We start from the raw sequence: 24,097 nt of genomic DNA on the forward strand, positions 1-24,097 counted from the left end.
TCGTGCGCGCCCCGGGGGCGCGCGGCAGACCTTCTCGGTCGACCCCGGTCGACGGCTTCGGATGGTGCAGCGCCCAGGGCGCCCCCTTGTCGCCAGGAACGGGATGGGGTGACTAGAAGCAACTTATTCGCATTAAGGTGGAACGCATGAGTCCCAAGTCCATGACGCGTCCCGGCGGACGCAGCGCTCGTGTGCAGGAGTCGGTGCATGCCGCGGTCCGCGAGCTCGTCGGTGAGACGGGCCGCGAAGCACTGACCGTCACCCTGGTGGCGGCCCGGGCCGGCGTGACCCCTTCCACGATCTACCGCCGCTGGGGCGACCTGCAGGAACTCCTGTCCGACGTCGCAGTCGAACGGCTGCGCCCGGAGACCGACCCCGTCGATCTCGGCAGCCTGCGGGCCGATCTCGACGCATGGGCGGAGCAGTTCCTCGACGAGATGGCCTCTCCGCCCGGGCGTGCGTACATCAGGGATGCGCTCCTCGGTGATCCGGACGGCACCAACGCCGGCCAGTGCTCCGCCTACGCCGCAGAGCAGATAGACGCGGTCCTGAACCGTGCGACGCGGCGCGGAGAGGCCGTGCCTGACACGGAACGAGTGATCGACCGGGTCGTGGCGCCGATGATGTACCGCATTCTCTTCCGGCCTGGTCGACTGGACGCCGCGTACGCGCGCGAACTCGTGACGAACGCCCTCGGCCGGCCCTGACGGCGAAACCGCACTTGCCCGAGCGTCAACCACGGAAGGCTGGTCGAGACCATCAGGGACCCGATCAAATGGGGAGGCTTGGCGCGAGCGGGCCGGCGGCGACTCAGCCCGACGACTCCGCCGCGTGCGGGCTCAGCGCGCCCATGCTGACCAGCACGATGATCAGGATGCCGAGCAGGATGCGGTAGTAGACGAACGGCATGAAGCTCTTGGTCGTGATGAACTTCATGAACCAGGCGATGACCGCGTAACCCACCAGGAAAGCGATGATGGTGGCGAAGACCGTGGGGCCCCACGAGACGTGACCGCCCTCGCTCGCGTCCTTCAGCTCGAACGCGCCGGAGGCGAGCACCGCCGGGATGGCGAGCAGGAACGAATAGCGGGCCGCGGCCTCGCGGTTGTAGCCCATGAGGAGACCGCCGCTGATGGTGGCGCCGGAGCGCGACACACCGGGGACGAGGGCCATGGCCTGGCAGATGCCGTAGATCAGGCCGTCCTTCACGCTCAGGTCCTGCAGCGTCTTGCGTTCCCGCGCGGCCCTGTGCTTCCCGCCCGCCTCGTCACGTGCCGCGAGCCGGTCCGCCACGCCCAGGATGATGCCCATCACGATCAGCGTGGTCGCGGTGATACGCAGATCGCGGAACGGCCCCTCGATCTGGTCCTTGAGGGTGACGCCGAGTACACCGATCGGAATCGAGCCGATGATCACGAGCCAGCCCATCTGGGCGTCGTGGTCGTGGCGCATCGCCTTGTTCGTGAGCGAGCGGAACCATGCCGAGACGATCCGCGCGATGTCCTTGCGGAAGTAGATCAGCACCGCCGTCTCCGTGCCGATCTGGGTGATCGCCGTGAAGGCCGCCCCCGGGTCCTCCCAGCCCGCGAACGCCGCGGTGAGCCGCAGGTGCGCGCTGGAGGAGACGGGAAGGAACTCGGTCAGCCCCTGGACGAGTCCGAGGATGAGGGATTCAAACCAAGACATGAAGTTTCGTGATCCAAGCGCTGATGACGGGAGCGGAGCGAATAGGCGTGCGAACGTGCCGTGTTGTCGTCAGCGGTGACCAGGCGCGCCCGGGGCAGCGTAGCGCCTCCGGGTGAGCGTGTGACGACAGGGCCTCCTCAGTGGAGTCATGCGAGGCGGCGGGGGTGTTGACCCGCGACGATGCCGCCGCTTACGTTTCCGCGAGGAGTGAAAGCGCTTGCTGTCTCCGGGGTCATCTCATGGTCACCGGGACGGGCAGGCGTCTGCCAGATCCGCTGTCACGTCCGATGGAGTGCTGATCCCGTCCATGCGTACTGCCCGCGACGCCACCACCACCAGCAAGACGACCGAGCGCGAGAGGCGGTCCTCGGCTTCCCTCGACGGCCGCCGCATCAGGGCCGCCGTCATCGGCACCGGAGCCATCGCCTCCGGCAGCCATCTGCCGGCCCTCGCAGCTCTTGCCGCCGAGGGCGAGGTGGAGATCGTCGCCGCGGTCGACATCGACGCCGCCGCGGTGAAGCGCTTCTGCGCGGACGGCGGTGTCCCGCACGGGTACACCGATCTCGACCGGATGCTGGCAGAGCAGCGCCCGGACCTCGTCTCCGTCTGCACCCCGCCGACGCTGCACCGCGAGCAGACGGTCGCCGCGCTGCGTGCCGGTGCCTGGGTGTGGTGCGAGAAGCCGCCCGTGCCGACTCTCTCCGACTTCGACGCCGTGGAGGCGCAGGAGGGCGCCGACGGCGGCCCCTACGCCTCCATCGTCTTCCAGCACCGCTTCGGATCAGGAGCGCGGCACGTACGCCGCCTGATCGCCGAGCGGGCCGTGGGGCGGCCTCTCGTGGCCCACTGTCAGACCACCTGGTACCGCAACGCCGCCTACTACGCCGTGCCCTGGCGCGGTAAGTGGGAGACCGAGGGCGGTGGCCCCGCCATGGGCCACGGCATCCACCAGATGGACCTCCTGCTCGATCTGCTCGGACCGTGGAGCGAGGTGCGCGCCATGGCCGGACGCCTGGTGCACGACGTGCAGACGGAGGACGTCTCCACCGCCCTCGTGCGCTTCGAGAGCGGCGCCCTCGCGACCGTGGTGAACAGCGTTCTCAGTCCCGACGAGGTCAGCCGCATACGGATCGATTGCGAGCGCGCCACGGTCGAACTCACTCACCTCTACGGCCACAGCAACGACAACTGGCGTATCACCCCGGCACCGGACGCGTCGGCCGAGGACGTGGCGGCCTGGCAGGACTTCGGCGCCGACGTGCCCAGTTCGCATCTGGCACAGTTGCGCGACCTCGTCGCGAGCATGCGCGCGGGCGAACGGCCGCGCAGCAGCGGCGCCGACGGGCGCACCAGTCTCGAACTGATCACCGCGCTCTACAAGTCGGCGTTCACGGACACGACCGTCCGCGCCGGTGAGATCGGCCCCGGCGACCCCTACTACACGGCCCTGCACGGTGGAGCGCCCGGCTGGGCACCCGCGACGCACGAGGAGGCATCGGTATGACCGCACGAGGCGGCCTGCGTATCGTCCACGCCCACGGCGACCGCATCACGGTCACCGAACCCTCCACGGGAGTGGAGCTGTTCAGCTACGTCTACGGTCCTGAGGCGGCCTGGGAGGCGCCGAAACCGTATCTGCACCCGCTCAGGACGCTTGCGGGCAACGTTGTCACGGACTACCGGCCCAACGACCACCGCTGGCACAAGGGCCTGCAGATGACCGCCTCGCATCTGTCGGGGGCGAACCTGTGGGGCGGCAACACATACGTTCACGGGGAGGGGTATCTCGAACTCCCTGAGCGGGTGGGGTCGATGCGGCACGTCGGATTCGACCGGGTCGAGGCGGACAGCGCGGGTTCGGCCGGTGCGGGCGCGGACAGTGCGGCTTCGGGCGGCACCGGTCCGGGCGGGGCGGTCATCGCCGAGCGGCTCACCTGGCATCCGTACGACGGCTCGCTCTGGGCGGAGGAGGAGCGCCGCGTCGAGGTGCACGACGTGGACCCGGCGTCCGGTTCGTGGGCACTGACCTGGACGACCTCCGTCACCAACCGCCGGGACGAACCCCTGCGGTTCGGCAGTCCGACGACGGCCGGGCGGGAGATGGCCGGCTACACCGGCCTGTTCTGGCGCGGCCCCCGCGGCTTCCGGGACGGGCGGATCATCGGCCCGGACACCGAGGGGCCGGACCTGATGGGGCAGCAGGCGCCGTGGCTCGCGTACTCCGCGGAGCACGACGTCTCCGACGGATACGCGACGCTCGTCTTCGCGCACGCCCCCGAGAACGATCACACGGGCGAAAGCGGGGCCCACCCCGCCCACTGGTTCGTCCGCAACGAGCCCTTCGCGGCCGTCGCGCCCTCCTTCGCCTTCTTCGACGAACTGGAGCTCGCGCCCGGCGACACACTCACCCGCCGCTACCGCGTCGTCGTCGCCGACGGCGCGTGGGAGCGCGAGGAGATCGCCAAGTACCTGGCGGAGCACCCGTGGTGAGCCCCGCCGAAGGCTTCACTGAGCGGTCGGGAGGCTTCACTGAGCGGTCGGGAGGCTTCGGCGGTCTCCCGGGCGGAGTCGCCGTCTCGCATCTCTCGGTCTACGACTGGCCCGCCGACGACGGGGTGTGCGGCGGAACCCCCCATCTGCATCTGACCTGTTCGGAGGCGTACGTCGTCACCGGCGGGCGGGGCGCGGTGCAGACCCTGACGACCTCCGGGTACGAGGTCACGCCGCTCCCACCGGGCACGGTGGCCTGGTTCACGCCCGGCACCATCCACCGGCTCGTCAACGAGGACGACCTGCGCATCACCGTCCTCATGCAGAACAGCGGGCTCCCGGAGGCGGGGGACGCGGTGCTCACGCTGCCGCCCGAGTACCTGACCGACCCGCGGACGTACGCTGCCGCGACCGTCATTCCGGCGGACGCGCCCGAGGAGGAGAAGGAACGGATCGCCCGCGCCCGGCGTGACCTCGCCCTGAAGGGCTACCGGGCGCTGCGCGAGGCGGACGGGCCCGAGCCCCTCGCCGCGTTCCACCGGGCAGCCGCGGCCCTCGTCCGGCCCCGGCTCGCCGAGTGGCGGGAGCGGTGGCGGCGAGGCGCCGAGGCGGCGGCCGCGGCGACGGGCGAACAGCTCGAACGGCTGGAGCGGGGGGACGTGTCCCACCTCGCCGACGCAGCCGTGCGATCCGAACAGCCGTCGGCGCACGGGAAGTTCGGGATGTGCGGGCGGCTCGACGTGTACCGGGGAGAGTAGGCCGCGGGTCCGCTGCCGCCGACGTGTTCGAGCACCATGGGGCGATCGCCGTCGTTGAGATGGCGGTCGTCGCCCCACGCCATGAGCGTGAGCAGCTCCGGAGCCGGCCCGGAGCCGGCTCCGGGCCGGCCCGCGTGGGCCGGTACTCGAAGCGCGGCTCAGCGGGAGCGGAAGTGGTGGCGTTTGCGCCAGGCGACTATCGCGGTCACCAGCGCGGGGAGCGCGATGAAGGCCATGGCGATCAGGAAGGCCGGGGAGGTCGGGGCCGAGGCGCGGGCGCCGGCGACCGCGTACGCGGCGGTGTTGGGGATCGAGCCCAGGCCCGTGGCGACGAGGAAGGGGAACCATCCCATCCGGGACACGGACGCGCAGTAGTTCGCGGCCCAGAACGGCACCCCGGGGAAGAGGCGCGCAGCCATCATCGAACGGAAGCCGTGCCGGCTGAGCTGCCCGTCGGCGGCCTTCAGCCAGCGGCCGCGCAGCAGAGGCCGCAGCGCGTCCTGCCCGAGCATCCGACCGAGCCCGAAGGCGATCCCGGCCCCGAGGACCGTACCGGCGAGCGCGGTCCCGAGCCCCAGCTGCGAGCCGAAGAGGGCGCCCGCCGCGAGGTTGAGGATCGGCCGGGGCACGAACGCGACCGTGCACAACCCGTACGCCACCGCGAAGACCACGGACGCCGCGGCGCCGTTCAGCTGGGGCGGCCAGCCGTCGGCCAGCAGCTTCTGCGGCTCGAACAGCAGCACCGTCGCGGCGGCCGACAGCAGCAGCGCCACCAGCAGGGAGAGCCGGGACCATGGAGAGAGCAGTGCTCTTGTGCAGCGAGCGGCCAGGCCTGTCGGCGCGGCGGTGAACTCCACGGGGACGAGTTCTGTTGCGGGGAGCGGGGCAGTGACCGTGGCGGTGCCCCCAGAGCGGGTGGTGGCATCGAGCATCCGGCGACACTAACTGACCCATGTGTGTGATCGCCGTATGGTTCGTCTCATGGGCGTCACAGCTTCCGGAACGTCAGATGGCCGTTCGGAGCTGCCGCACAGCGTTGTCGCGGACACCGTGCTGGAGCGGCTGACCGTCACCTACACCGCCGCGGCCGATCCGGAACGGGCTGCGTCGGTCCGCGCGTACATGAAGGACATCGCCCCTTTCCTGGGCCTGACCTCGCCTGATCGCCGCGCGCTCTCCCGTACGGTCCTCCAGGGAACGCCCCAGCCGGACGAAGCCGACTGCACGGCCGTGGCGCTGCGCTGCCGGCGGTTGCCGGAGCGCGAGTACCACTACTTCGCCGTCGACTATCTGCGCCGGCATGTGAGGCGTCTCTCCTCGGGTTTCCTGCCCGTGGCGCGTCACCGTTCGCCAATCGGGGCACCCCGACTTCTTCGTCCGCAAAGCGATCGGCTGGTGTCTGCGCGAGTACGCCAAGACGGATCCGGCGGCCGTACGGGGATTCGTCGCCCGCGAGCGGAACCGGCTCTCGCCGCTCTCAGCGCGTGAGGCGCTCAGGAACATCGGCCCCTGACGTCCTGACGTCAGGGGCCGATGATCCGGCGTTCTGGCGTTCCTGAGGCCTCCGGCGCCACGGACGCACCAAATACACCGGGCGCCCCCGGTGCACCCGGCGCACCAGCGGAAACGTCTGGATCCGCGCGGCCGACGCCTGTGGAAAACCATTCGACGCGGCCGGACCCGTCAGCGATGATCGCCTCATGTTCCGGTACGCCTTCCCTTTCGCAGCGTCCGCAGTCGCGGATGCCCCGAAGGCTGCCGTTCTCTTCACAGTGGCCGCCGCAGAAGGCGCCCGAAGCTGACCCTTCCCGGATCGTCCGCCGGACCCCGCAGGGGGAGGGTCGGCAAGTCCTTGGGGTCCCTGTCCCGGCCGTTCTGACGCCGGGACCATCACTCAGCTCTGCTGACACCGAAGAGGCTTCGAGGTACAGCCATGCCCAAGACGGCTTACGTGCGCACCAAACCGCATCTGAACATCGGCACCATGGGTCATATCGACCACGGCAAGACCACCCTGACCGCCGCCATCACCAAGGTCCTCGCCGAGCGCGGCTCCGGCACCTTCGTACCGTTCGACCGGATCGACCGGGCGCCGGAGGAGGCCGCGCGCGGCATCACCATCAACATCGCGCACGTCGAGTACGAGACCGACACCCGGCACTACGCGCACGTGGACATGCCGGGCCACGCCGACTACGTCAAGAACATGGTCACGGGCGCGGCCCAGCTCGACGGGGCCATCCTCGTGGTCTCCGCGCTCGACGGGATCATGCCCCAGACCGCCGAACACGTGCTGCTCGCCCGGCAGGTGGGCGTCGACCACATCGTCGTCGCTCTGAACAAGGCCGACGCCGTCGACGACGGCGAGGACACCGTGTTGACGGACCTCGTGGAACTGGAGGTCCGCGAGCTGCTGACCGCGCACGGCTACGGGGGCGACTCCGTACCGGTCGTACGGGTCTCCGGGCTCAGGGCGCTGGAGGGCGACCCCCGGTGGACCGAGGCGATCGGCGCGCTGCTCGACGCCGTGGACACGTATGTGCCCATGCCCGAGCGGTACGTGGACGCGCCGTTCCTGCTGCCGGTGGAGAACGTGCTCACCATCACCGGTCGCGGCACGGTCGTCACGGGCGCCGTCGAGCGCGGCACGATCAGGGTGGGCGACCGCGTCGAAGTGCTCGGCGCCGCCGTGGACACGGTGGTCACCGGTCTTGAGACGTTCGGCAAGCCCATGGACGAGGCGCAGGCCGGCGACAGCGTGGCGTTGCTGCTGCGCGGCGTCCCGCGCGACGCCGTGCGCCGCGGTCATATCGTCGCGGCGCCCGGCAGCGTCGTCCCCAGCCGTCGTTTCTCCGCACAGGTCTACGTCCTGTCGGCGCGCGAGGGCGGGCGGACGACACCGGTGTCCACCGGCTACCGGCCGCAGTTCTACATCCGCACCGCGGACGTGGTCGGCGACGTCGATCTCGGCGAGAGCGCGGTCGCGCGGCCCGGTGACACCGTCACCATGACGGTCGAACTCGGGCGCGACGTACCGCTGGAGCCGGGACTCGGTTTCGCGATCCGTGAGGGCGGCCGCACGGTCGGCGCCGGCACGGTGACCGGCGTCGGCTGAACCGGCGTCGGCTGAACCGGCATGGCCGGGCGGGTGCCCGCCTTCCGTTTCATGCGAGTTCGTGCGAGTTCGTACGAGGGCGGGCACCCGATCCGGCTGGCGCCGGGCCGTAGGGACGCAAGGCGCCGGGAGCGAGCAGGAGCGGGATCGGGAGCGGGCAAGGGTCGGGCTCGGGCACACCCGTGCGGGCACAATGGAGCCGTGGATGAGCCGATACCCGTGACCAGGACCGTGGATCACGGGACCGCCAAGCTGATGCCGGACGTCGACCGGAAGCGGGCCTGGCTGCTGACGGTCGACGGGGCGCCGCAGTCGTACGTCGACCTGGACGAGCCGACGCACCTGGAGTTCGAGTACGCGCGACGGCTCGGGCACGTCCTCGACTCGGTCGCGGCGCCGGGGCGCCCGCTGGATGCGCTGCACCTCGGTGGTGGTGCCCTCACGCTGCCCCGGTACCTCGCCGCGACCAGGCCCGGGTCCCGGCAGGACGTCGTCGAGGCCGACAGCGGGCTCCTGGACCTCGTCGTCGAGTATCTGCCCGTTCCCGAGGGCGTCGGCATCGCGGTGCACGGCGCGGACGCCCGCGCCTGGCTCGAAACAGCCCCCGCCGCCTCCGCCGACGTCCTGATCGCCGACGTCTTCGGCGGCTCACGGGTACCCGCGCATCTGACCTCGGCGGCGTACGCGCGCGAGACCGCGCGCGTCCTGCGGGACGACGGCGTGTACCTGGCCAACCTCGCCGACGCCTCACCCTTCGCCTTCCTGCGCTCCCAGCTCGCCACGTTCTCCCTCGCGTTCGGGGAACTCGCGCTGATCGCCGAGCCGGGTGTGCTGCGCGGCCGCCGCTTCGGGAACGCGGTGCTCGTCGCCTCGCACCGGCCGCTCGACATCGCCACCCTCATGCGCCGCACAGCCTCCGACGCCTTTCCGGCGCGGGTCGAGCACGGGGACACGCTGCGGGTCTTCATGGGGGACGCGAAGCCCGTACGAGACGAGGACGCGGTGCCGTCGCCGGAGCCGCCGGACGGGGCCTTCAGCATCGGCTGAGGGAGAGGGAGAGGGAGAGGGAGAGGGAGAGGGGCACGGGCCGGCGGATACGGGCCGGTCAGTTCTCGGCGGGCGCCGGCTCGCTCTTCTTCGGTGATCCCTGCGTCACTTCCCGCGTGCGCCGCGTCAGATTCCGTACGTCGGGCACGAACAGCACCGCCGCCGTCACCACGACGACCAGGACCGCGCAGCCCCACAGGGACGCCGAACGTCCGAAGACCGACTCCGCCGGACCCGCGAGGGCGGTGGCGAGCGGGACCATGGCGATCGAGCCGAACCAGTCGTACGCCGAGACGCGGGAGAGCTTGTCCTCGGGGATCTCCTGGTGCAGCGCGGTCATCCAGGAGACGCCGAACACCTCGATGGCGACGCCGGTCACGAACATCACCGCGCACAGGGCGCCGACCGGAAACGGTACGGCGAGCGCGGCGGACGGCAGGGCCAGCGGGAACACACAGAGCGTTCCGGCGAGGAGCAGCCTCCGGGGTTTCCAGCGCATCATCAGCAGCGCGCCCCCGACGGTGCCCGCGCCGAACGCGGCGAGTGCCAGGCCCCACGGACCGGCGCCGCCGAGACTGTCCCGGGCGACAAGAGGGCCGTACACCGCTTCGGCGGCGCCGACGACCGCCACCACGACCGAGAACTGGGCGACGATCGCCCACAGCCAGGGCCGTCCGACGACCTCCTGCCAGCCGTCGCGGAGGTCGGTGAGCAGGCCGGTGCCCGGCACCCGGGGCGGTATGTGGCCGACGTCGAGGAAGGCACGCAGGGCGCCCGCGACCGCGAAGGCCGCCGCGTCCACCGCGAGCACCCAGCCCGGTCCGACCAGCGCGACCATGACACCGCCGAGCGCGGCGCCGCCGAGGCCCGCGCCGTGCATCGCGAGGCGGAACACGGCGAAGGCACGGTTGGCCTGCTTGCCGCTGACGGAGGAGAGCAGCATGCCCTCGGCGGCTGGGGCGAAGAACGCCTGGCCGGTGCCGCCGAGCGCGGTGAGGAGCATCATCTGCCAGAGCTGGGGCTCGCCGCCGATCACGAGTGCCGCGAAGGCCGCCTGGGAGAGGCAGTTGAGGGTGTTGGCCGCGACCATCACACGGTGCCGGGGCAGGCGGTCCGCGACCGCGCCGCCGATCAGCAGGAAGAGCACGAGGGGCAGGGTGCGGGCCGCGGCCACCAGGCCCACGTCGCCACCGTCGCCGCCCTCGTCCAGGACGGCGAACGCCGCCGCGATCAACGCACCCTGGCTGCCCAGGTTCGTCACGACCGCGGCGGCGGTCAACAGGGTGTAGTTGCGGCCCGCCCAGGAGGGGCGGCGCAGGCGGGCGGGAGGGTCGGTGGCGGGGTCCACCTGCCGACTATCCCCGCCGCCGGGCCGACTTGCCAAACGGGTTGTCGGCCTCTTCGCGCCGGTTCACCTCTCGCCGCCGACGGCTCTCTAGGACAGCGCCTGCCACGCCTTCGAGAGTGCCTGCCGGAACTGGTCCGTCTGGTGCGCGGTGAGATCGCGGACCATGCGTTCCTCGAGTTCCCGTACGGGCTCGGCATGCAGCGTGAGCAGATCGCGGCCGGACTCGGTGAGAAGGATCAGCAGCTCGCGGCGGCTGCGTGGGTTGCGCTCGCGCCGCACGAGCCCGCGGGTCTCCAGGGCCCGGACCACGTCGGCCACGGACTGCGCTGTCACGAACGAGTCGCGTGCGAGCTGAGCCGCGGACAGGCCGTCGTGCCGCTCCAGGACGGTGAGTGAGGTGTACTGCAGGGCTGTGATCCCCGTCGGCTTCAGCAGCTCGTCGAGATGGGAGCGGACGACGAGTTCGACCTGCTTGACCATGTAGAGGAGCGACGGGGGTGCCTTGGTGACGACCATGGGTTCAGCCTAAGGCATTGACAGGAAACCTGTCTGTAATGAGACTGCCAACCAACAGGAATCCTGTTGGTTGAAAACTTGGCGATCAAGGCTGAGGAGTGGGCAATGACGACCACCTTCGAGAGTGGGCCCGGGCAGTTGTTCATGGGCGGACAGTGGCACGAGGCGGCTGACGGGGCGCGTACCGACGTGATCGACCCGTCCACGGGCCAGGTGGTCACGACGGTCGCCGAGGCGGGCGCGGCCGACGTCGACGTCGCCGTACGGGCCGCGCGCGACGCCTTCGACAACGGCCCCTGGGCCGGCCTGAGCGGCCGCGAGCGCGGCCGGGTGCTGCACCGCGTCGCCGAGCTGATCCGGGAGAACGCCGACGAGATAGCGGCTCTGGAGAGCCGTGACGTCGGCAAGCCGATCACGCTGTGCCACGCCGTCGACGTGACGAACGCGGCCAACGACTACGAGTACTACGCGTCCCTCGCCTGGACCCTGGACGGCGCGACCCGTGACACGCCGCTCAACGGCCTCGCCTACACCCGGCGCGGCCCGATCGGCGTGGTCGCCGCGATCACCCCCTTCAACTTCCCGCTGATCCTCTCCGGCTCGAAGATCGCCCCGGCTCTCGCGGCCGGCAACACGGTCGTGCACAAGCCCGCCGAGGAGACCCCGCTCAGCGCCCTCTACATGGCCGGCCTGCTGAAGAAGGCGGGCGTGCCGGACGGCGTCCACAACGTCGTCACCGGTACGGGGCCGGTCGCGGGCGAGGCGCTGCTGCGCAGTCCCGGCATCGACAAGATCGCCTTCACCGGGTCGACGGCGGTCGGCCGGCATGCGGCGAGCGTCGCCGGCGAGGGCCTGAAGTCGGTCACCATGGAGCTCGGCGGCAACGCGGCGCACATCGTCTTCGAGGACGCCGACGTCGAGAAGGCCATCGGCGCCGTCATCAAGGGTTTCGTGTTCAACACCGGCCAGTTCTGCATGGGCGGCCCGCGCCTGCTCGTCGCGCGCCCGCTGTACGACACCGTGGTCGCCATCCTCGCCGACGCCGTCCCCGGTGTCCCGGTCGGCGACCCCCGCGAGCCCGAGACCGTCGTCGGGCCGATGGCGGGGGAGCGGCACCTGAAGAAGGTCGAGGAGTACGTCGAACTGGCCCGCAAGGAGGGCGCCCGCATCGTGTGCGGCGGTGGGCGTCTCGACCTGAACGGCGGCTTCTACTACCAGCCCACGGTCATCGCCGGCCTGGCGAACGACTCCCGGGTCATCCAGGAGGAGATCTTCGGCCCGGTCCTCACGGTGCAGCCCTTCGACTCCGAGGACGAGGCCGTCGAGCTGGCCAACTCCACGCCGTACGGCCTGGCCTCGGGCCTGCAGACCACCGACCTCGCCCGTGCGCACCGCGTCGCCGACCGTCTCCAGGCGGGCATCGTGTGGATCAACGACTGGGCGATGCTCGACCCCGCGGTGCCCTTCGGCGGGGTCAAGGCCTCCGGCTTCGGCCGCGAGTACGGGCCCGAGGGGCTCGCCTCCTACACGAAGGTCAAGTCCGTCGTCGTCTCGCTCGGCTGAGCGCCCCCCCGCAGGTCCATCATCGATTCAGGGAGTTCGCAGCATGTCCACCACCACTCGCGCGGCCGTGGTCGAGTCCGGGGGAGCACCCTTCACCCTCGCCGACGTCGAACTCGACGAACCGCGCGCCCATGAGGTCCTGGTCCGCATCGTGGCCGCCGGTCTGTGTCACACGGACCTCGGCGTCGCGAGCGGCGGCCTGCCGTTCCCGCTGCCCGGAGTCCTCGGGCACGAGGGAGCCGGGATCGTCGAGGCCGTCGGACCGGACGTCACCGGGGTCGAATCCGGCGACCACGTCGTGCTGTCCTTCACGTCCTGCGGCTCCTGCCGGAACTGCCGCGACGGCCACCCGGCGTACTGCGCCGCCTGGCTGCCGCTGAACCTCCTCGGCGGTCGCCGTGCGGACGGCTCCGTGACCATCAGCCGCGACGGGGCCCCGCTCGGCGGTCACTTCTTCGGCCAGTCCTCCTTCGCCGAGAGGGCGTTGGTGGACGGGCGCAGCCTCGTCAAGGTCGACAAGGACCTGCCGCTGGAGTCCCTCGCACCGCTGGGCTGCGGTGTGCAGACCGGCGTGGGCGCCGTGTGGAACGTCCTGGAACCCCGTACAGGGGACACGATCGTGATCCTCGGCGCCGGCGCGGTCGGTCTGTCGGCGGTGATGGCCGCGGCGCTGACGCCCGCGACCACGGTGATCGCCGTCGACAAGGTGGCTGAACGGCTGGATCTGGCGCGGGAGTTGGGTGCCAGGCACACCGTGAACGCCAATGAGGCGGACATCGTCGAGGCGGTCCAGCTGATCACGGGAGGGGCGGGGGCGGACGGGGTCGTCGAGACCACGGGCAGCGTCATCGTCCTCCGCAAGGGCGTGGACGCGCTCGCAGCGCGCGGTACGGCCGTGATCGTCGGAGCCCCGCCGTTCGGTTCGGAGGTCGCCCTGGACGTCAACGGAATGCTCGGCGGCAAGCGGCTGGTGGGTCTGACACTGGGCGACCAGGAGACCCAGACCGCGATCCCGGCCCTGGTCAAGCTGGTCCGGGAGGGCCGCCTGCCGCTGGAGAGGCTGATCAGCACCTACGCGTTCGAGGACATCGGCCAGGCCGTCCAGGACATGGCCGCGGGCAAGGCGATCAAGCCGGTACTCACGTTCACCTGATGGCCGGGGCTCAGGACAGCGCGCCCCACAAGGGGCGCAGGCAGCCGCGCGATCAGCCGCGACCGACCCGCAGGTCGACACCCGACCGTTTCCCCGCGCCCCGCAGAGTCCTACCGAAGCCGGTACATGACCGGAGGGGCTGTCCGGCCTGACGGCCGGACAGCCCCTCACCAAGATCTTCATCGACCTAGCCGTCCGTCGGCGCGTCCTTCGTGAGGCGCACGGTGCTCAGGATCTTCTGGACCGTCGCCTCGGGGATCTCACCGTCGACACCCTTGGCGCCGAACAGGTTCCAGGTGACGTAGTCGCCCACGCTGTTCTTGAACGCGAAGGTGGTGGCCTTGCCCTCGCTGTCGCACTTCCCCTTCTGCGGCGTGTTGCTGGAGTACGCCTTGGCGACGCTGCCCACAAGGCCCGACTTCGTCGTGTAGGCCTTCGCCTTGTCCCACTTCACGCTCTTCTTGTCGGGCTGCGTGTAGCCGCCGAAGATCCACCACGGCACCCGGGTCTCGGCCGCCTCGGCCGCGTCCTTGGCGCCGTTCTCGCCGCGCGTTCCGGTGGTGGCCAGCGCCGTGTCCTCCTTGCGGCCGTCCTTGTCGCTGTCGCTGCTGCACCACTTGGACTTGAGGTAGGCGGGGGCGGTGACCGTGGTGCGGTCGGTCTTGCCCTTCTCCTCCCACTCGAAGCCGACGCTCGTGTCGGTGCTCTCGATCTCCCAATCGGCCGGCACGTCGAACATGGTGCCGAAGCGGGGATTGATGACGACCTTCCAGCCCGCGATCGTCGCCTTCTCGCCGTCCGTACCGCGAGGGTTGTCCTCACCGGTGGACGCGGACGCACTCGGGTCCTTGGACGCGCTCGACGACGGCGACCGCTTCGACTTGCCGCCCTTGTCGCTGTCGGCCTCGTCGTCCTTGTCGCCGCCCAGGACCAGCACACCCGTGACACCGGCCGCGACGACCACAGCCGCAGCGGCCACGATCGCGACGAGCTTCGTCCTGCCACCGCCACCGCCCGCCGGAGGCTGCGGTGCACCGGGCGCACCCCAGCCGGGCTGCCCCGGCTGCGTGTACGGGCTCTGCGGCTGAGGTCCGGTCTGGTATCCAGGCTGCTGATATCCGGGCTGCTGATACGGATTCGGCTGCTGGTACCCCGGCTGCTGGTACGGGTTCTGGTTCTGGTCCTGCGGGTTCTGCTCGCCCCCGGGCGGCTGGTTTCCTGGCCACATGGCCAGAACCCTAGCGTCGCTCCGGACACGGTGGGGTCACCGGCCCTCGTCAGGAACGTACCGGATCGGGAGCCAGATGCGTCCTAATGCAGACGTACCGGTACCGAGGATTCCGCGGCAGGGCCGGGTGGAGGCGCCGCTCCTCTGTTCAGGGTTCGCTACTCGCGGGTAACATGCGGCCATGAGTGCAGATCAGATGTCGATCGGCGAGATGCTCGCCGCCACGGTCCCGATGGTTCGGACCCTGAAGCTGGAGTATGTCGAGACAACTCCGGAGAAAGCCGTGCTCGCGCTGCCCGATCAGAGCGAGTACCACAATCACGTCGGCGGACCCCATGCCGGGGTGATGTTCACGTTGGGGGAGTCGGCGAGCGGGGCCGTGGTGCTGGCCGCGTTCGGGGACCAGCTCGCGCGGGCCGTACCGCTGGCCGTCAGCGCCGAGATCAGCTTCAGGAAACTGGCCATGGGGGCTGTCACGGCCACCGCCACGCTGGGGCGTCCCATCGGCGACGTCATCGCCGAACTCGACGCGGGGAAGCGCCCGGAGTTCCCGGTGGCCGTCGCCATCCAGCGCGAGGACGGCGCCGTGACGGGAGAGATGACCGTCGTCTGGACACTGCGCCCCAACAGCTGAGGCCAGGCAGCCTAGGGGCAGAGCCGAGGGGGCGGAGTTGAGGCGCCGGAGTTGAGGGCAAGGCGTCGTGGCGTCCTGGGTTCGCCGGGGCGTACCGTGCCGGACTGGGCGCGTTCAGCGATGTCGTCGTCGCCGGCGGACCTCGCCGTGCACCGTTACCGACGTGCTGAAGGCGCTACTGAGGCGAGGCTGGAGGCGGGCCGGATCGGCGACGCCTGCACGCTCTTCTGCGTGAGCACCGCACCGTGACGATCGAGGAGGTACGCGGAGCATGACGATCCCCGTCGAACCACTGCGCATCGGCGTGCTGGGCGCCGCCCGCATCGCTGATCTGTCCCTGGTCGGCCCGGCCCGCGCGACCGGCCACCGCCTGGTGGCGGTGGCCGCCCGTGACCGGTCCCGGGCCGAGGCCTTCGCCGCCGGGCACGACGTCGAACGGGTCCTGGACTCGTACGCCGACGTCGTCACCGACCCCGAGGTCGAGGTCGTCTACAACCCGCTCGCCAACGGCCTGCACGGGCCGTGGAACCTCGCGGCGCTCGCCGCGGGCAAGCACGTGCTGACGGAGAAGCCCTCGGCGAGCAACGCGGCGGAGGCCGTCGAGGTCCGGGACGCCGCCGACAAAGCAGGCACCGTCTTCATGGAGGCCTTCCACTACCTCTTCCACCCCGTCACCCGGCGCCTGCACGAGCTGCTGGAATCCGGCGAACTCGGCGAGCTGCGGCACGTCGAGACGCTCGTCGCCGTTCCCGCTCCGCCCGCCGAGGACCCCCGCTGGTCGTTGCCGCTGGCCGGCGGCGCACTCATGGACCTCGGCTGCTACGGCTTGCATGCCCTGCGCATGCTCGCTCCGTGGGCGGGTGGGGCGCCCACGCTGGTGGGCGCCAGGGGCGGCGGCCGTGCGGGCGCTCCCGACGTCGACGAGTGGCTGGACGCGGACCTGGCCTTCCCCGGCGGCGCCACCGGTTCCGCCCGCTGCCACATGGACCACAGCGAGCTTCGGATGAGCTGCCGGATCGTCGGCTCCCGCGGCGAGGCGACCGCGATGAACTTCGTCCTGCCGCACCGGGACGACCGTGTCGTCGTACGCACACCGGCGGGGGAGCGGACCGAGCAGCTCGGCAAGCGGTCCTCGTACACGTACCAACTGGAGGCGTTCGCCGCCCATGTGCGGGGCGGGGCGGCGCTGCCGCTCGACGCGGAGGACGCGGTGGCGACCATGCGGCTGATCGACGGCTGCTACCGCGGGGCCGGCTTCTCGCCCCGGCCGCGCACGGCGGTTCCGCGCGCGTAACCGCCCGACGGCGCGTCGTTCGTGCCCCGGCCGGTCCGTCGCCCTCGGGCGGTCGTGGGCTGGTCGCGCAGTTCCCCGCGCCCCTGAAGTGGCCCTCGGCTCAGGCGTAGAAGGCCGGGCGTTCGACGAGTTCGACCTCGACGCGGCCGCCCTCGTTCTGGGCGCGGACGCCCGCCTCGCAGACCGCGGCCGTGGCGTAACCGTCCCAGGCGCTGGGCCCCGTGACCTCGCCGCGCCGGGTGGCGTCCACCCAGGCCTGCATCTGGCGGTCGTACGCGTCCTCGAACCGCTCCGTGAAGTCCTGGGCGATGGTGCCTCCCCAACGGCCCGCCGTGTTCGTGACCAGGGCGTGCCCGTCACCGATGCGGGCCGTGCCGCGTTCGCAGACCACCTCGGCCTGCACCTGGTATCCGAAACCGCAGTTGACGTTGATCTCGACGTCCACGATCGCGCCGCCCGCGGTCTCGAACAGCACGAACTGCGGATCCTGCAGGCCCTTTGGGGCGTTGCCCGACGGCGTCGGCTTCAGCACGGTGACCGCGGTGATCTCCTGGCCGAGCAGCCAGCGGGTGATGTCCATCTCGTGCACGACGGAGTCGTTGATGAGCATCTCGCTGGTGAAGCCGGGCGGGGTCGCCACATTGCGGTGCCGGTTGTGCAGCATCAGCGGCCGGCCCAGTCGGCCCGTTTCCAGCAGTGCCTTGAGCTTCGTGTACTCGGCGTCGTACCGGCGCATGAAGCCCACCTGCACCCGGCGGTGCCCGAGTCTCCGCTCGGCCTCCAGGACGCGCAGCGCCGAGGCCGAGCCGGGCGTGAGCGGCTTCTCGCACAGGACCGGCAGATCGAGTTCGAAGGCGGTGAGCAGGGCCGCCTCGTGGGCGGAGCCCGGGGAGGCGATCAGTACGGCGTCGACGCCGTCCGAGGCCATCGCGGCGGCCGGGTCGGTGTACGCGGAGCAGCCCTCGATGCCGTCGGCGATCCGCTTGACCCGTTCCGCGTCGACGTCGACGACGGCGGCCACGTGGGCCCCGTTCGTCACCTCGTGGAGCCGGCGCACATGGTCGGCCCCCATCCTGCCGGTGCCGATGACGGCCACGCCGAGGGTTCCCCCGCGAGCCATCAGGACTTCCCCTCCGAGGTGGCGAGGGGAGACCTCACGTCCTGCACCTCGGGGAGTTCGTCGACGTCGACGCCGCGGACCTGGGCGAGTTCGTGTTTGAGGGCGGCGAGTTCGGCGCCGCCCGCCATGTGGTTGGTGAGTTCTTCGAGGGTGACCTCGCTGCGGGCGGCGGAGAGTTCCATGGTGCCCAGGCGCAGGACGCTGAAGTGGTCGCCGACCATGTAGGCGTGGTGCGGGTTGTGGGTGATGAAGATGACGCCCAGGCCGCGGTCGCGGGCGGCGGCGATGTACTTGAGTACGACGCCGGACTGTTTGACGCCCAGGGCGGCGGTGGGCTCGTCCAGGATCAGGACGCGGGCGCCGAAGTAGACGGCGCGGGCGATGGCCACGGACTGCCGCTGGCCGCCGGAGAGGGTGCCGATCGGCTGGTCGAGGTCGTCCAGGATGATGCCCATGGCGCGCAGTTCGGTGTCCGCGGTCTGCTTCATCGCCGTGATGTCCAGGCGGCGGACGGGCCAGGGGCCCTTGGTCATCTCGGAGCCGAGGAAGAAGTTGCGCCACACCGGCATCAACGGCACGGTGGCCAGGTCCTGGTAGACGGTGGCGATGCCCTTGTCGAGGGCCTCGCGCGGGGTGCTCAGCCGCACCGCCTCGCCGTCGATGAGGAACTCGCCCTCGGTGTGCTGGTGCAGGCCGGAGATGATTTTGATGAGCGTCGACTTGCCGGCGCCGTTGTCGCCGAGGACGCAGGTGACCTGGCCGGGGTGGACGGTCAGGTTCACGCCGTGCAGGGCGCGGACGTTGCCGTACGCCTTGCCGGCTCCGCGCAGCTGGACGATGGGCTGTCCGCCGTCCTGGGCCGTGGGTTCGGCCTGGTCCTTGGCCGGCGCGTCGGTGACCGAGCTGCTGCCGGTTCCGGTTCCGGTGCCGCTCTCGGCGGGGGAGTCGGAGGTGGTGTTGTCGGTCATGGGTTACCTCCGGGTTGCCTGGCGGCGGACCCACAGATTGACGAGGGCGGCGAGCAGGAGCATGACGCCGAGGAAGGCCTTGAACCAGTCAGGGTTCCAGTTGGCGTAGACGATGCCCTGGGAGACCATGCCGAAGATGAAGGCGCCGATGACCGGCCCGATCGCGGAGCCGTACCCGCCGGTGAGCAGGCAGCCGCCGATGACCGCGGCGATGATGTAGAGGAACTCGTTGCCCACACCCTCGCCGGACTGGACGGTGTTGAACGAGAACAGGATGTGCATGCCGACGAACCAGGCACCCGCGCCGACGCCCATGAACAGGGCGATCTTGGTGAAGGTGACCGGCACGCCGACCGCGCGGGCACTCTCCTTGTTGCCGCCGGTGGCGAAGATCCAGTTGCCGAACTTGGTGCGCAGCAGCAGCCAGGTCGCGGCGGCGGCGAAGACCAGCCAGTAGAAGACGGTGATCTTGACGTCGACTCCGCCGATGCCGATCTCCGAGGCGAAGACACTCCTGGCCTGGTCGAAGCCGTCCATGTCGCTGATCGAGTCGGTGGCGACGTTCTCCGTGTAGAGCTTGGTGATGGCGAGGTTGGCGCCCTGCAGGATCAGGAACGAGCCCAGCGTGATCAGGAACGACGGCAGGCCGGTGCGGACCAGCAGGTAGCCGTTGAACGCGCCGACCGCCAGCGCCACCACCAGGGCGACGACGACACCGGTCCATACGTTCATGGACAGCTGGAAGCTCCAGATGCTGGCGGTCAGCGCGGAGGTGGTGACCGCGACACCGGCGGACAGGTCGAACTCGCCGCCGATCATCAGCAGCGCCACCGGCAAAGCCATGATGCCCATCACGGAGGCCTCGTAGAGCACGTTGGCCAGTGAGCTCGCCTCACGGAAGGGGGAGGCGACCGCGAAGAAGAAGACGTAGACCGCGATCGCCGCGATGAGTGCGCCGATCTCGGGGCGGCCCGCCAGCCTGCGGACCAGGGACCGCTGTGAGGTCCGGCCGTCCTTGGGAGCGGCCGGCGAAGCCGGCGGCGAGGAACTCGCCGCCGGTGCCGTTGCCTGGGTCATGGGTGTCACCGAGTGCCCTTCGCGGCGAACTTCGAGATGTCGGCCACGTTCTCCTTGTCGACGAACGCCGGACCGGTCAGCACCGGCTCCTGGCCACCCCCGCTGAAGTTGCCGTTGGTCTTGTACAGCCACAGGGAGTCCACCGACAGGTAGCCCTGCAGGTACGGCTGCTGGTCGACGGCGAACTCGATGTCGCCGTCCTCGACGGCCTTGACCATCTCCTTGTTCAGGTCGAACGTCGCGACCTTCGCCTTGCTGCCGGCGTCGTCCACGGACTGCACGGCGGTCAGGGCGAACGGGGCGCCGAGCGTGACCACGTAGTCGATCGACGTGTCCTGCTTGAGCTTGGCGTTGATCGTCGACTTCACGGCCGGCATGTTCGTGCCGTTCACGTTGAGGGTCGTGGTCTTGCCCTTGAACGTCTTCTTCACACCGGAGCAGCGGGCCTCCAGGGAGACGCTGCCCTGTTCGTGGATGACGCAAATGTTGTTCTTCGCGCCGAGCTCGTTGAGCTTCTCGCCGAACGCCTCACCGGCGACGAACTCGTCCTGGCCGAAGTACTCCAGGAGCCCCTGCTCCTTCCAGTCGTCGATGCCTCCGTTGAGGCCGACGACGGGTATGCCGGCCTTCTCGGCCTTGGCGACCACGGACTTCATGGCGTCCGGCTTGGAGAGGGTGAGCGCGATGCCGTCGACCTTCTGGTCGATCGCGTTCTGGACCAGGTTGGCCTGCTTCGCCGAGTCGGGGCTGTTGGAGTACACCAACTCGACGTTGTCCTTGGCGGCAGCGGTTTGCGCTCCCTTGCGGACGAGGTCCCAGAAGGTGTCACCGGGGGCCGCGTGGGTGATCATCGCGACCTTCATACGGGGGGTGTCGGCCTTGCCGGCAGACCCGTTGCCCGAGTCCTCCTCGGCCTTCTTGCCGCCGGAGCCGCTGGAACAGCCGGTGACTATCAAGGCCGCCGCGGCGACCGCGGTGACGAGGGCGAATCTGCGGGAGCGGGGGCGAGACGTGCGGTCCATCTTTCCGGCACCTCACTGTGCGACAGGGGAGAGGAAGCAGAAAACTCGGCTGTGCTGTTTGGAGGGGATGTAAGTCCCTGACAGACCCCGCTGTCAATACTTTGTTAAGACATCATTTCACGACGACGTGAGAATGTAAGTACAAAGTCTTGACATGGCTCGCCCCCGGTCTTACACCTAGGACACACCGGTCCCCTGCATCCCGCATCCCGCAAGTCCGGATCCCGCACCCCCGGAAGTCCGCATCCACCACGAGGAGCGACGCGTATGCCCGAGTCCTTCGACCTGATCACCATGGGCCGCCTCGGCGTCGATCTCTATCCTCTGCAGACCGGCGTACCCCTCGCCCGCGTCGAGACCTTCGGCAAGTTCCTCGGCGGTTCGGCGGCCAACGTGGCGGTCGCCGCGGCGCGCCTGGGACGTGCGACAGCGATCGTCAGCCGAACCGGCGATGATCCCTTCGGAGCCTATCTGCACCAGGCTCTCAAGGAGTTCGGGGTCGACGACCGCTGGGTCACCCCGGTCGAGGCCTACCCGACGCCGGTCACGTTCTGTGAGATCTTCCCGCCCGACGACTTCCCGCTGTACTTCTACCGGCAGCCCAAGGCGCCGGACCTGGAGATCCGCACCGACGAGCTCGACTTCTTCGCACTCCGGGCCGCGAAGATCTTCTGGATCACCGGAACCGGACTGAGCGAGGAGCCCAGCCGCTCGGCCACACTCGCCGCCCTCAAGGCCCGCGACAAGGCCGGGACCACCGTGTTCGACCTCGACTGGCGCCCCATGTTCTGGAAGGACCCTTCGGAGGCCCGCCCGTACTACGCCGAAGCCCTGCGGCACGTCACCGTCGCCGTCGGCAACCTCGACGAGTGCGAGATCGCCACCGGAGTCCGGGAACCGCGGGCCTGCGCCGAGGCCCTCCTCGAAGCCGGCGTGGAGCTGGCCGTCGTCAAGCAGGGCCCCAAGGGCGTCCTCGCCGTCCACCGCGACGGCACCACCGCCGAGGCGCCGCCGGTGCCCGTCGAGGTGGTCAACGGCCTCGGCGCGGGCGACGCGTTCGGCGGCTCGCTCTGCCACGGCCTGCTGGCCGGCTGGGAGCTGGAGAAGACGATGCGGTACGCCAACGCGGCCGGCGCCCTGGTGGCCTCCCGCCTCGCCTGCTCCTCCGCGATGCCGACCGCCGCCGAGGTCGAGGATCTCGTCACCTCCCGCGGCTGACGCCGCCACCCCCTGAACGGAGCCAACCTTTGAGCATCACCATCCCCGACCTCGTCAGGGTGCGCGCCCGGCATCCGGAGGCCGTGGCCGAAGCGGCCGCCCGCCGTACCCGGCGCCCCCTCGTCGGCGACAGCGGCCGCCTCATGATCGTGGCCGCCGACCACCCGGCACGCGGCGCGCTCGGAGTCGGCGACCACAGGCTCGCCATGGCCAACCGCGCCGACCTGCTGGAGCGGCTGTGTGTCGCGCTGTCCCGGCCGGGCGTGGACGGAGTGCTCGCCACCGCCGACATCCTGGAGGACCTCCTCCTGCTCGGCGCGCTGGAGAACAAGGTCGTCATGGGCTCCATGAACCGCGGCGGTCTGGCCGGCGCCGCCTTCGAGATGGACGACCGCTTCACCGGCCAGCGTGCCGAGGACATCGCCCGGCTGAACTTCGACGCGGGCAAGCTGCTGCTGCGCATCGACTACGACGACCCCGGCTCGCTCACCACGCTGGAGTCCACCGCCCGGGCGATCGACGACATGGCCGCGCACCGTCTGCCCGTGTTCGTCGAGCCGTTCATCTCCCGCCGCGTCGACGGGACGGTCCGCAACGACCTCACGGCGGAGGGCGTCACCCGCTCCATCGCCATCGCCTCCGGTCTCGGCGGCACCTCCGCGTACAGCTGGCTGAAACTGCCCGTCACCAGCGACCCGGACGACATGGCCGCCGCACTGGAGACCTCCTCCCTGCCCGCCGTCCTGCTCGGCGGAGAGGTCGGCAGGGACCAGGAGGGCGCGTACGAGAAATGGCGGAAGGCGCTGCGGCTGCCCACCGTCCAGGGCCTGGTCGTCGGCCGGTCCCTGCTCTACCCCGCCGAGGGTGACGTGGAAACCGCGGTGGACACCGCGGTCGGCCTGCTCTGACCGGAGATCTGACCGGAGACCGGAAGGACCACACTTCATGACCAGCGCACACCACCTGCCCGCGGGCAAGGCCGCGAGCGGCACGTACGCGGTGGACGTCACCCCGGAGAGCGCGGGCTGGGCCCACTCCAGCCTCCGGGTCCTCGAACTGCCCCCCGGCGGCACACACCTGTTCACGGCCGGGGACAGCGAGTGGATCGTCACGTCGCTCGGCGGCGGCTGCACCGTCGCCGTCACCGACGACTTCGGCCGTGACGAGTTCGAACTGCACGGCCGCGCGAGCGTGTTCAGCGGCGTGAGCGACTTCGTCTACGTGCCGAAGGACGCCACCGCGGCCCTCACCTCCGCCGAAGGCGGCCGCTTCGCGCTCACCGGGGCCCGCTGCGAGCGCCGCCTGCCGGCCCGCTACGGGCCCGCCGAGTCCGTGCCCGTCGAGCTGCGCGGCAGCGGCAACTGCTCCCGAAGGGTCCACAACTTCGGCGCGGCCGGAGTCTTCGAGTGCGACAAGCTCATCGCGGTCGAGGTGATCACGCCGGGCGGCAACTGGTCCTCGTACCCGCCGCACAAGCACGACGAGGACCGGCCCGGCGAGGAGTCCGAGCTGGAGGAGATCTACTACTTCGAGATCGCCGACCACGAGGGCACGCCCGGCCTCGGCTACCAGCGGGTCTCGCCGTCCGGGCACGGCAGCGGCACGGACGTGCTGGCCGAGGTGCGCGGCGGAGACGTCGTCCTGATCCCGGACGGCTGGCACGGCCCCTCCATCGCCGCGCCGGGCCACGACATGTACTACCTCAACGTCATGGCGGGCCCCGGCGCCGACCGGGCCTGGCTGATCTGCGACCACCCCGACCACGCCTGGATCCGCGACACCTGGCCGGGCCAGCCGGTCGACCCCCGGTTGACCTGATCCGCCCGCGCCCGCGCCTCTGCCCCGCCGCCGCCTCCGCAT

Annotated in this window: 22 protein-coding genes and 2 pseudogenes; 14 read left to right on the forward strand and 10 right to left on the reverse strand. The window is 70.6% G+C overall.

The window, feature by feature from the left end; translation table 11 throughout:
- Positions 1 to 146: 146 nt before the first annotated feature.
- Positions 147 to 707 carry a TetR/AcrR family transcriptional regulator gene (locus AB0D14_RS03555; protein WP_362774098.1) on the forward strand — a complete coding sequence of 187 codons (561 nt, stop codon included), beginning with the start codon at positions 147 to 149 and terminating at the stop codon, positions 705 to 707.
- A 103-nt stretch (positions 708 to 810) separates the two neighbouring features.
- Here AB0D14_RS03555 and AB0D14_RS03560 read toward each other — a convergent pair whose 3' ends face one another.
- Positions 811 to 1,686: an undecaprenyl-diphosphate phosphatase gene (locus AB0D14_RS03560; protein WP_362774101.1), complete on the reverse strand. Its 876-nt coding sequence runs from the start codon at positions 1,684 to 1,686 to the stop codon at positions 811 to 813.
- A 307-nt stretch (positions 1,687 to 1,993) separates the two neighbouring features.
- Here AB0D14_RS03560 and AB0D14_RS03565 point away from each other — a divergent pair, with 307 nt between their 5' ends.
- The 3 genes from AB0D14_RS03565 to AB0D14_RS03575 are packed head-to-tail and all read left to right on the forward strand — an operon-like array spanning position 1,994 to position 4,934.
- On the forward strand, positions 1,994 to 3,190 hold the full coding sequence (locus AB0D14_RS03565) for a Gfo/Idh/MocA family oxidoreductase (protein WP_362774104.1): 1,197 nt from the start codon (positions 1,994 to 1,996) through the stop codon (positions 3,188 to 3,190).
- Complete coding sequence (locus AB0D14_RS03570; RefSeq protein ID WP_362774106.1) at positions 3,187 to 4,176, forward strand: PmoA family protein; 990 nt, start codon at positions 3,187 to 3,189, stop codon at positions 4,174 to 4,176. The genes AB0D14_RS03565 and AB0D14_RS03570 overlap by 4 nt, the downstream gene beginning before the upstream one ends.
- Complete coding sequence (locus AB0D14_RS03575) at positions 4,173 to 4,934, forward strand: cupin (RefSeq protein WP_362774109.1); 762 nt, start codon at positions 4,173 to 4,175, stop codon at positions 4,932 to 4,934. Before AB0D14_RS03570 ends, AB0D14_RS03575 begins: the two co-directional genes overlap by 4 nt.
- Positions 4,935 to 4,948: 14 nt before the next feature.
- Here AB0D14_RS03575 and AB0D14_RS03580 read toward each other — a convergent pair.
- Positions 4,949 to 5,088: pseudogene (locus AB0D14_RS03580) on the reverse strand (transcriptional regulator); the annotation flags it as partial.
- Between the two features lie 4 nt (positions 5,089 to 5,092).
- Entirely contained in the window at positions 5,093 to 5,866 is a 774-nt protein-coding gene (locus AB0D14_RS03585; RefSeq protein ID WP_362774112.1) for a VTT domain-containing protein, read from the reverse strand.
- Between the two features lie 49 nt (positions 5,867 to 5,915).
- Here AB0D14_RS03585 and AB0D14_RS03590 point away from each other — a divergent pair.
- The 3 genes and pseudogenes from AB0D14_RS03590 (at position 5,916) to AB0D14_RS03600 (ending at position 9,096) form a co-directional block, all read left to right on the forward strand.
- Positions 5,916 to 6,447 (forward strand): annotated as a pseudogene (locus AB0D14_RS03590) (DNA alkylation repair protein).
- A 420-nt stretch (positions 6,448 to 6,867) separates the two neighbouring features.
- Entirely contained in the window at positions 6,868 to 8,049 is a 1,182-nt protein-coding gene (tuf, locus tag AB0D14_RS03595; protein WP_362774114.1) for an elongation factor Tu, read from the forward strand.
- 201 nt (positions 8,050 to 8,250) lie between these two features.
- The gene (locus AB0D14_RS03600; protein WP_362774117.1) at positions 8,251 to 9,096 is read left to right on the forward strand and encodes a fused MFS/spermidine synthase; all 846 of its coding nucleotides are present in this window, start codon (positions 8,251 to 8,253) and stop codon (positions 9,094 to 9,096) included.
- 58 nt (positions 9,097 to 9,154) lie between these two features.
- On the opposite strand, the gene AB0D14_RS03605 is transcribed toward AB0D14_RS03600, so the two are convergent.
- Positions 9,155 to 10,444, reverse strand: a complete 1,290-nt coding sequence (locus AB0D14_RS03605; RefSeq protein WP_362774120.1) for an MFS transporter — start codon at positions 10,442 to 10,444, stop codon at positions 9,155 to 9,157.
- Positions 10,445 to 10,531: 87 nt separating this feature from the next.
- On the reverse strand, positions 10,532 to 10,960 hold the full coding sequence (locus AB0D14_RS03610; RefSeq protein ID WP_362774122.1) for a MarR family transcriptional regulator: 429 nt from the start codon (positions 10,958 to 10,960) through the stop codon (positions 10,532 to 10,534).
- 105 nt (positions 10,961 to 11,065) lie between these two features.
- Between AB0D14_RS03610 and AB0D14_RS03615 the strand changes: the two genes are divergently transcribed.
- Entirely contained in the window at positions 11,066 to 12,523 is a 1,458-nt protein-coding gene (locus tag AB0D14_RS03615; protein WP_362774125.1) for an aldehyde dehydrogenase family protein, read from the forward strand.
- Between the two features lie 43 nt (positions 12,524 to 12,566).
- Positions 12,567 to 13,676 (forward strand): NAD(P)-dependent alcohol dehydrogenase, encoded by a 1,110-nt coding sequence (locus AB0D14_RS03620; protein ID WP_362774128.1) that lies wholly within the window; start codon positions 12,567 to 12,569, stop codon positions 13,674 to 13,676.
- Between the two features lie 187 nt (positions 13,677 to 13,863).
- On the opposite strand, the gene AB0D14_RS03625 is transcribed toward AB0D14_RS03620, so the two are convergent.
- Entirely contained in the window at positions 13,864 to 14,904 is a 1,041-nt protein-coding gene (locus AB0D14_RS03625) for a hypothetical protein (protein ID WP_362774130.1), read from the reverse strand.
- 196 nt (positions 14,905 to 15,100) lie between these two features.
- Between AB0D14_RS03625 and AB0D14_RS03630 the strand changes: the two genes are divergently transcribed.
- Positions 15,101 to 15,538: a DUF4442 domain-containing protein gene (locus tag AB0D14_RS03630; protein WP_362774642.1), complete on the forward strand. Its 438-nt coding sequence runs from the start codon at positions 15,101 to 15,103 to the stop codon at positions 15,536 to 15,538.
- Positions 15,539 to 15,809: 271 nt separating this feature from the next.
- Complete coding sequence (locus AB0D14_RS03635; protein WP_362774132.1) at positions 15,810 to 16,832, forward strand: Gfo/Idh/MocA family oxidoreductase; 1,023 nt, start codon at positions 15,810 to 15,812, stop codon at positions 16,830 to 16,832.
- Between the two features lie 100 nt (positions 16,833 to 16,932).
- On the opposite strand, the gene AB0D14_RS03640 is transcribed toward AB0D14_RS03635, so the two are convergent.
- Genes AB0D14_RS03640 through AB0D14_RS03655 form a run of 4 tightly spaced genes read right to left on the reverse strand, consistent with a single transcriptional unit; the run spans position 16,933 to position 21,019 of the window.
- Complete coding sequence (locus tag AB0D14_RS03640; protein WP_362774134.1) at positions 16,933 to 17,952, reverse strand: Gfo/Idh/MocA family oxidoreductase; 1,020 nt, start codon at positions 17,950 to 17,952, stop codon at positions 16,933 to 16,935.
- The gene (locus AB0D14_RS03645) at positions 17,952 to 18,920 is read right to left on the reverse strand and encodes an ATP-binding cassette domain-containing protein (protein ID WP_362774136.1); all 969 of its coding nucleotides are present in this window, start codon (positions 18,918 to 18,920) and stop codon (positions 17,952 to 17,954) included. Before AB0D14_RS03645 ends, AB0D14_RS03640 begins: the two co-directional genes overlap by 1 nt.
- Positions 18,921 to 18,923: 3 nt before the next feature.
- Positions 18,924 to 19,997 (reverse strand): ABC transporter permease, encoded by a 1,074-nt coding sequence (locus AB0D14_RS03650; protein ID WP_362774138.1) that lies wholly within the window; start codon positions 19,995 to 19,997, stop codon positions 18,924 to 18,926.
- 5 nt (positions 19,998 to 20,002) lie between these two features.
- A complete protein-coding gene (locus AB0D14_RS03655) occupies positions 20,003 to 21,019 on the reverse strand; it encodes a sugar ABC transporter substrate-binding protein (protein ID WP_362774140.1) in 1,017 nt (338 codons plus the stop codon).
- 267 nt (positions 21,020 to 21,286) lie between these two features.
- Here AB0D14_RS03655 and iolC point away from each other — a divergent pair, with 267 nt between their 5' ends.
- From iolC to iolB, 3 genes are read left to right on the forward strand one after another with little or no spacing between them, the layout of a single operon-like run.
- Positions 21,287 to 22,237: a 5-dehydro-2-deoxygluconokinase gene (gene iolC, locus AB0D14_RS03660; RefSeq protein WP_362774143.1), complete on the forward strand. Its 951-nt coding sequence runs from the start codon at positions 21,287 to 21,289 to the stop codon at positions 22,235 to 22,237.
- A gap of 29 nt (positions 22,238 to 22,266) precedes the next feature.
- Positions 22,267 to 23,145, forward strand: coding sequence for a deoxyribose-phosphate aldolase (locus AB0D14_RS03665; protein ID WP_362774146.1), 879 nt, complete (start codon positions 22,267 to 22,269; stop codon positions 23,143 to 23,145).
- 37 nt (positions 23,146 to 23,182) lie between these two features.
- Positions 23,183 to 24,055, forward strand: a complete 873-nt coding sequence (gene iolB / locus AB0D14_RS03670) for a 5-deoxy-glucuronate isomerase (RefSeq protein ID WP_362774149.1) — start codon at positions 23,183 to 23,185, stop codon at positions 24,053 to 24,055.
- The last annotated feature ends 42 nt before the right edge of the window (positions 24,056 to 24,097 follow it).

This window comes from Streptomyces sp. NPDC048484, from assembly GCF_040651415.1.
GTDB lineage: Bacteria > Actinomycetota > Actinomycetes > Streptomycetales > Streptomycetaceae > Streptomyces.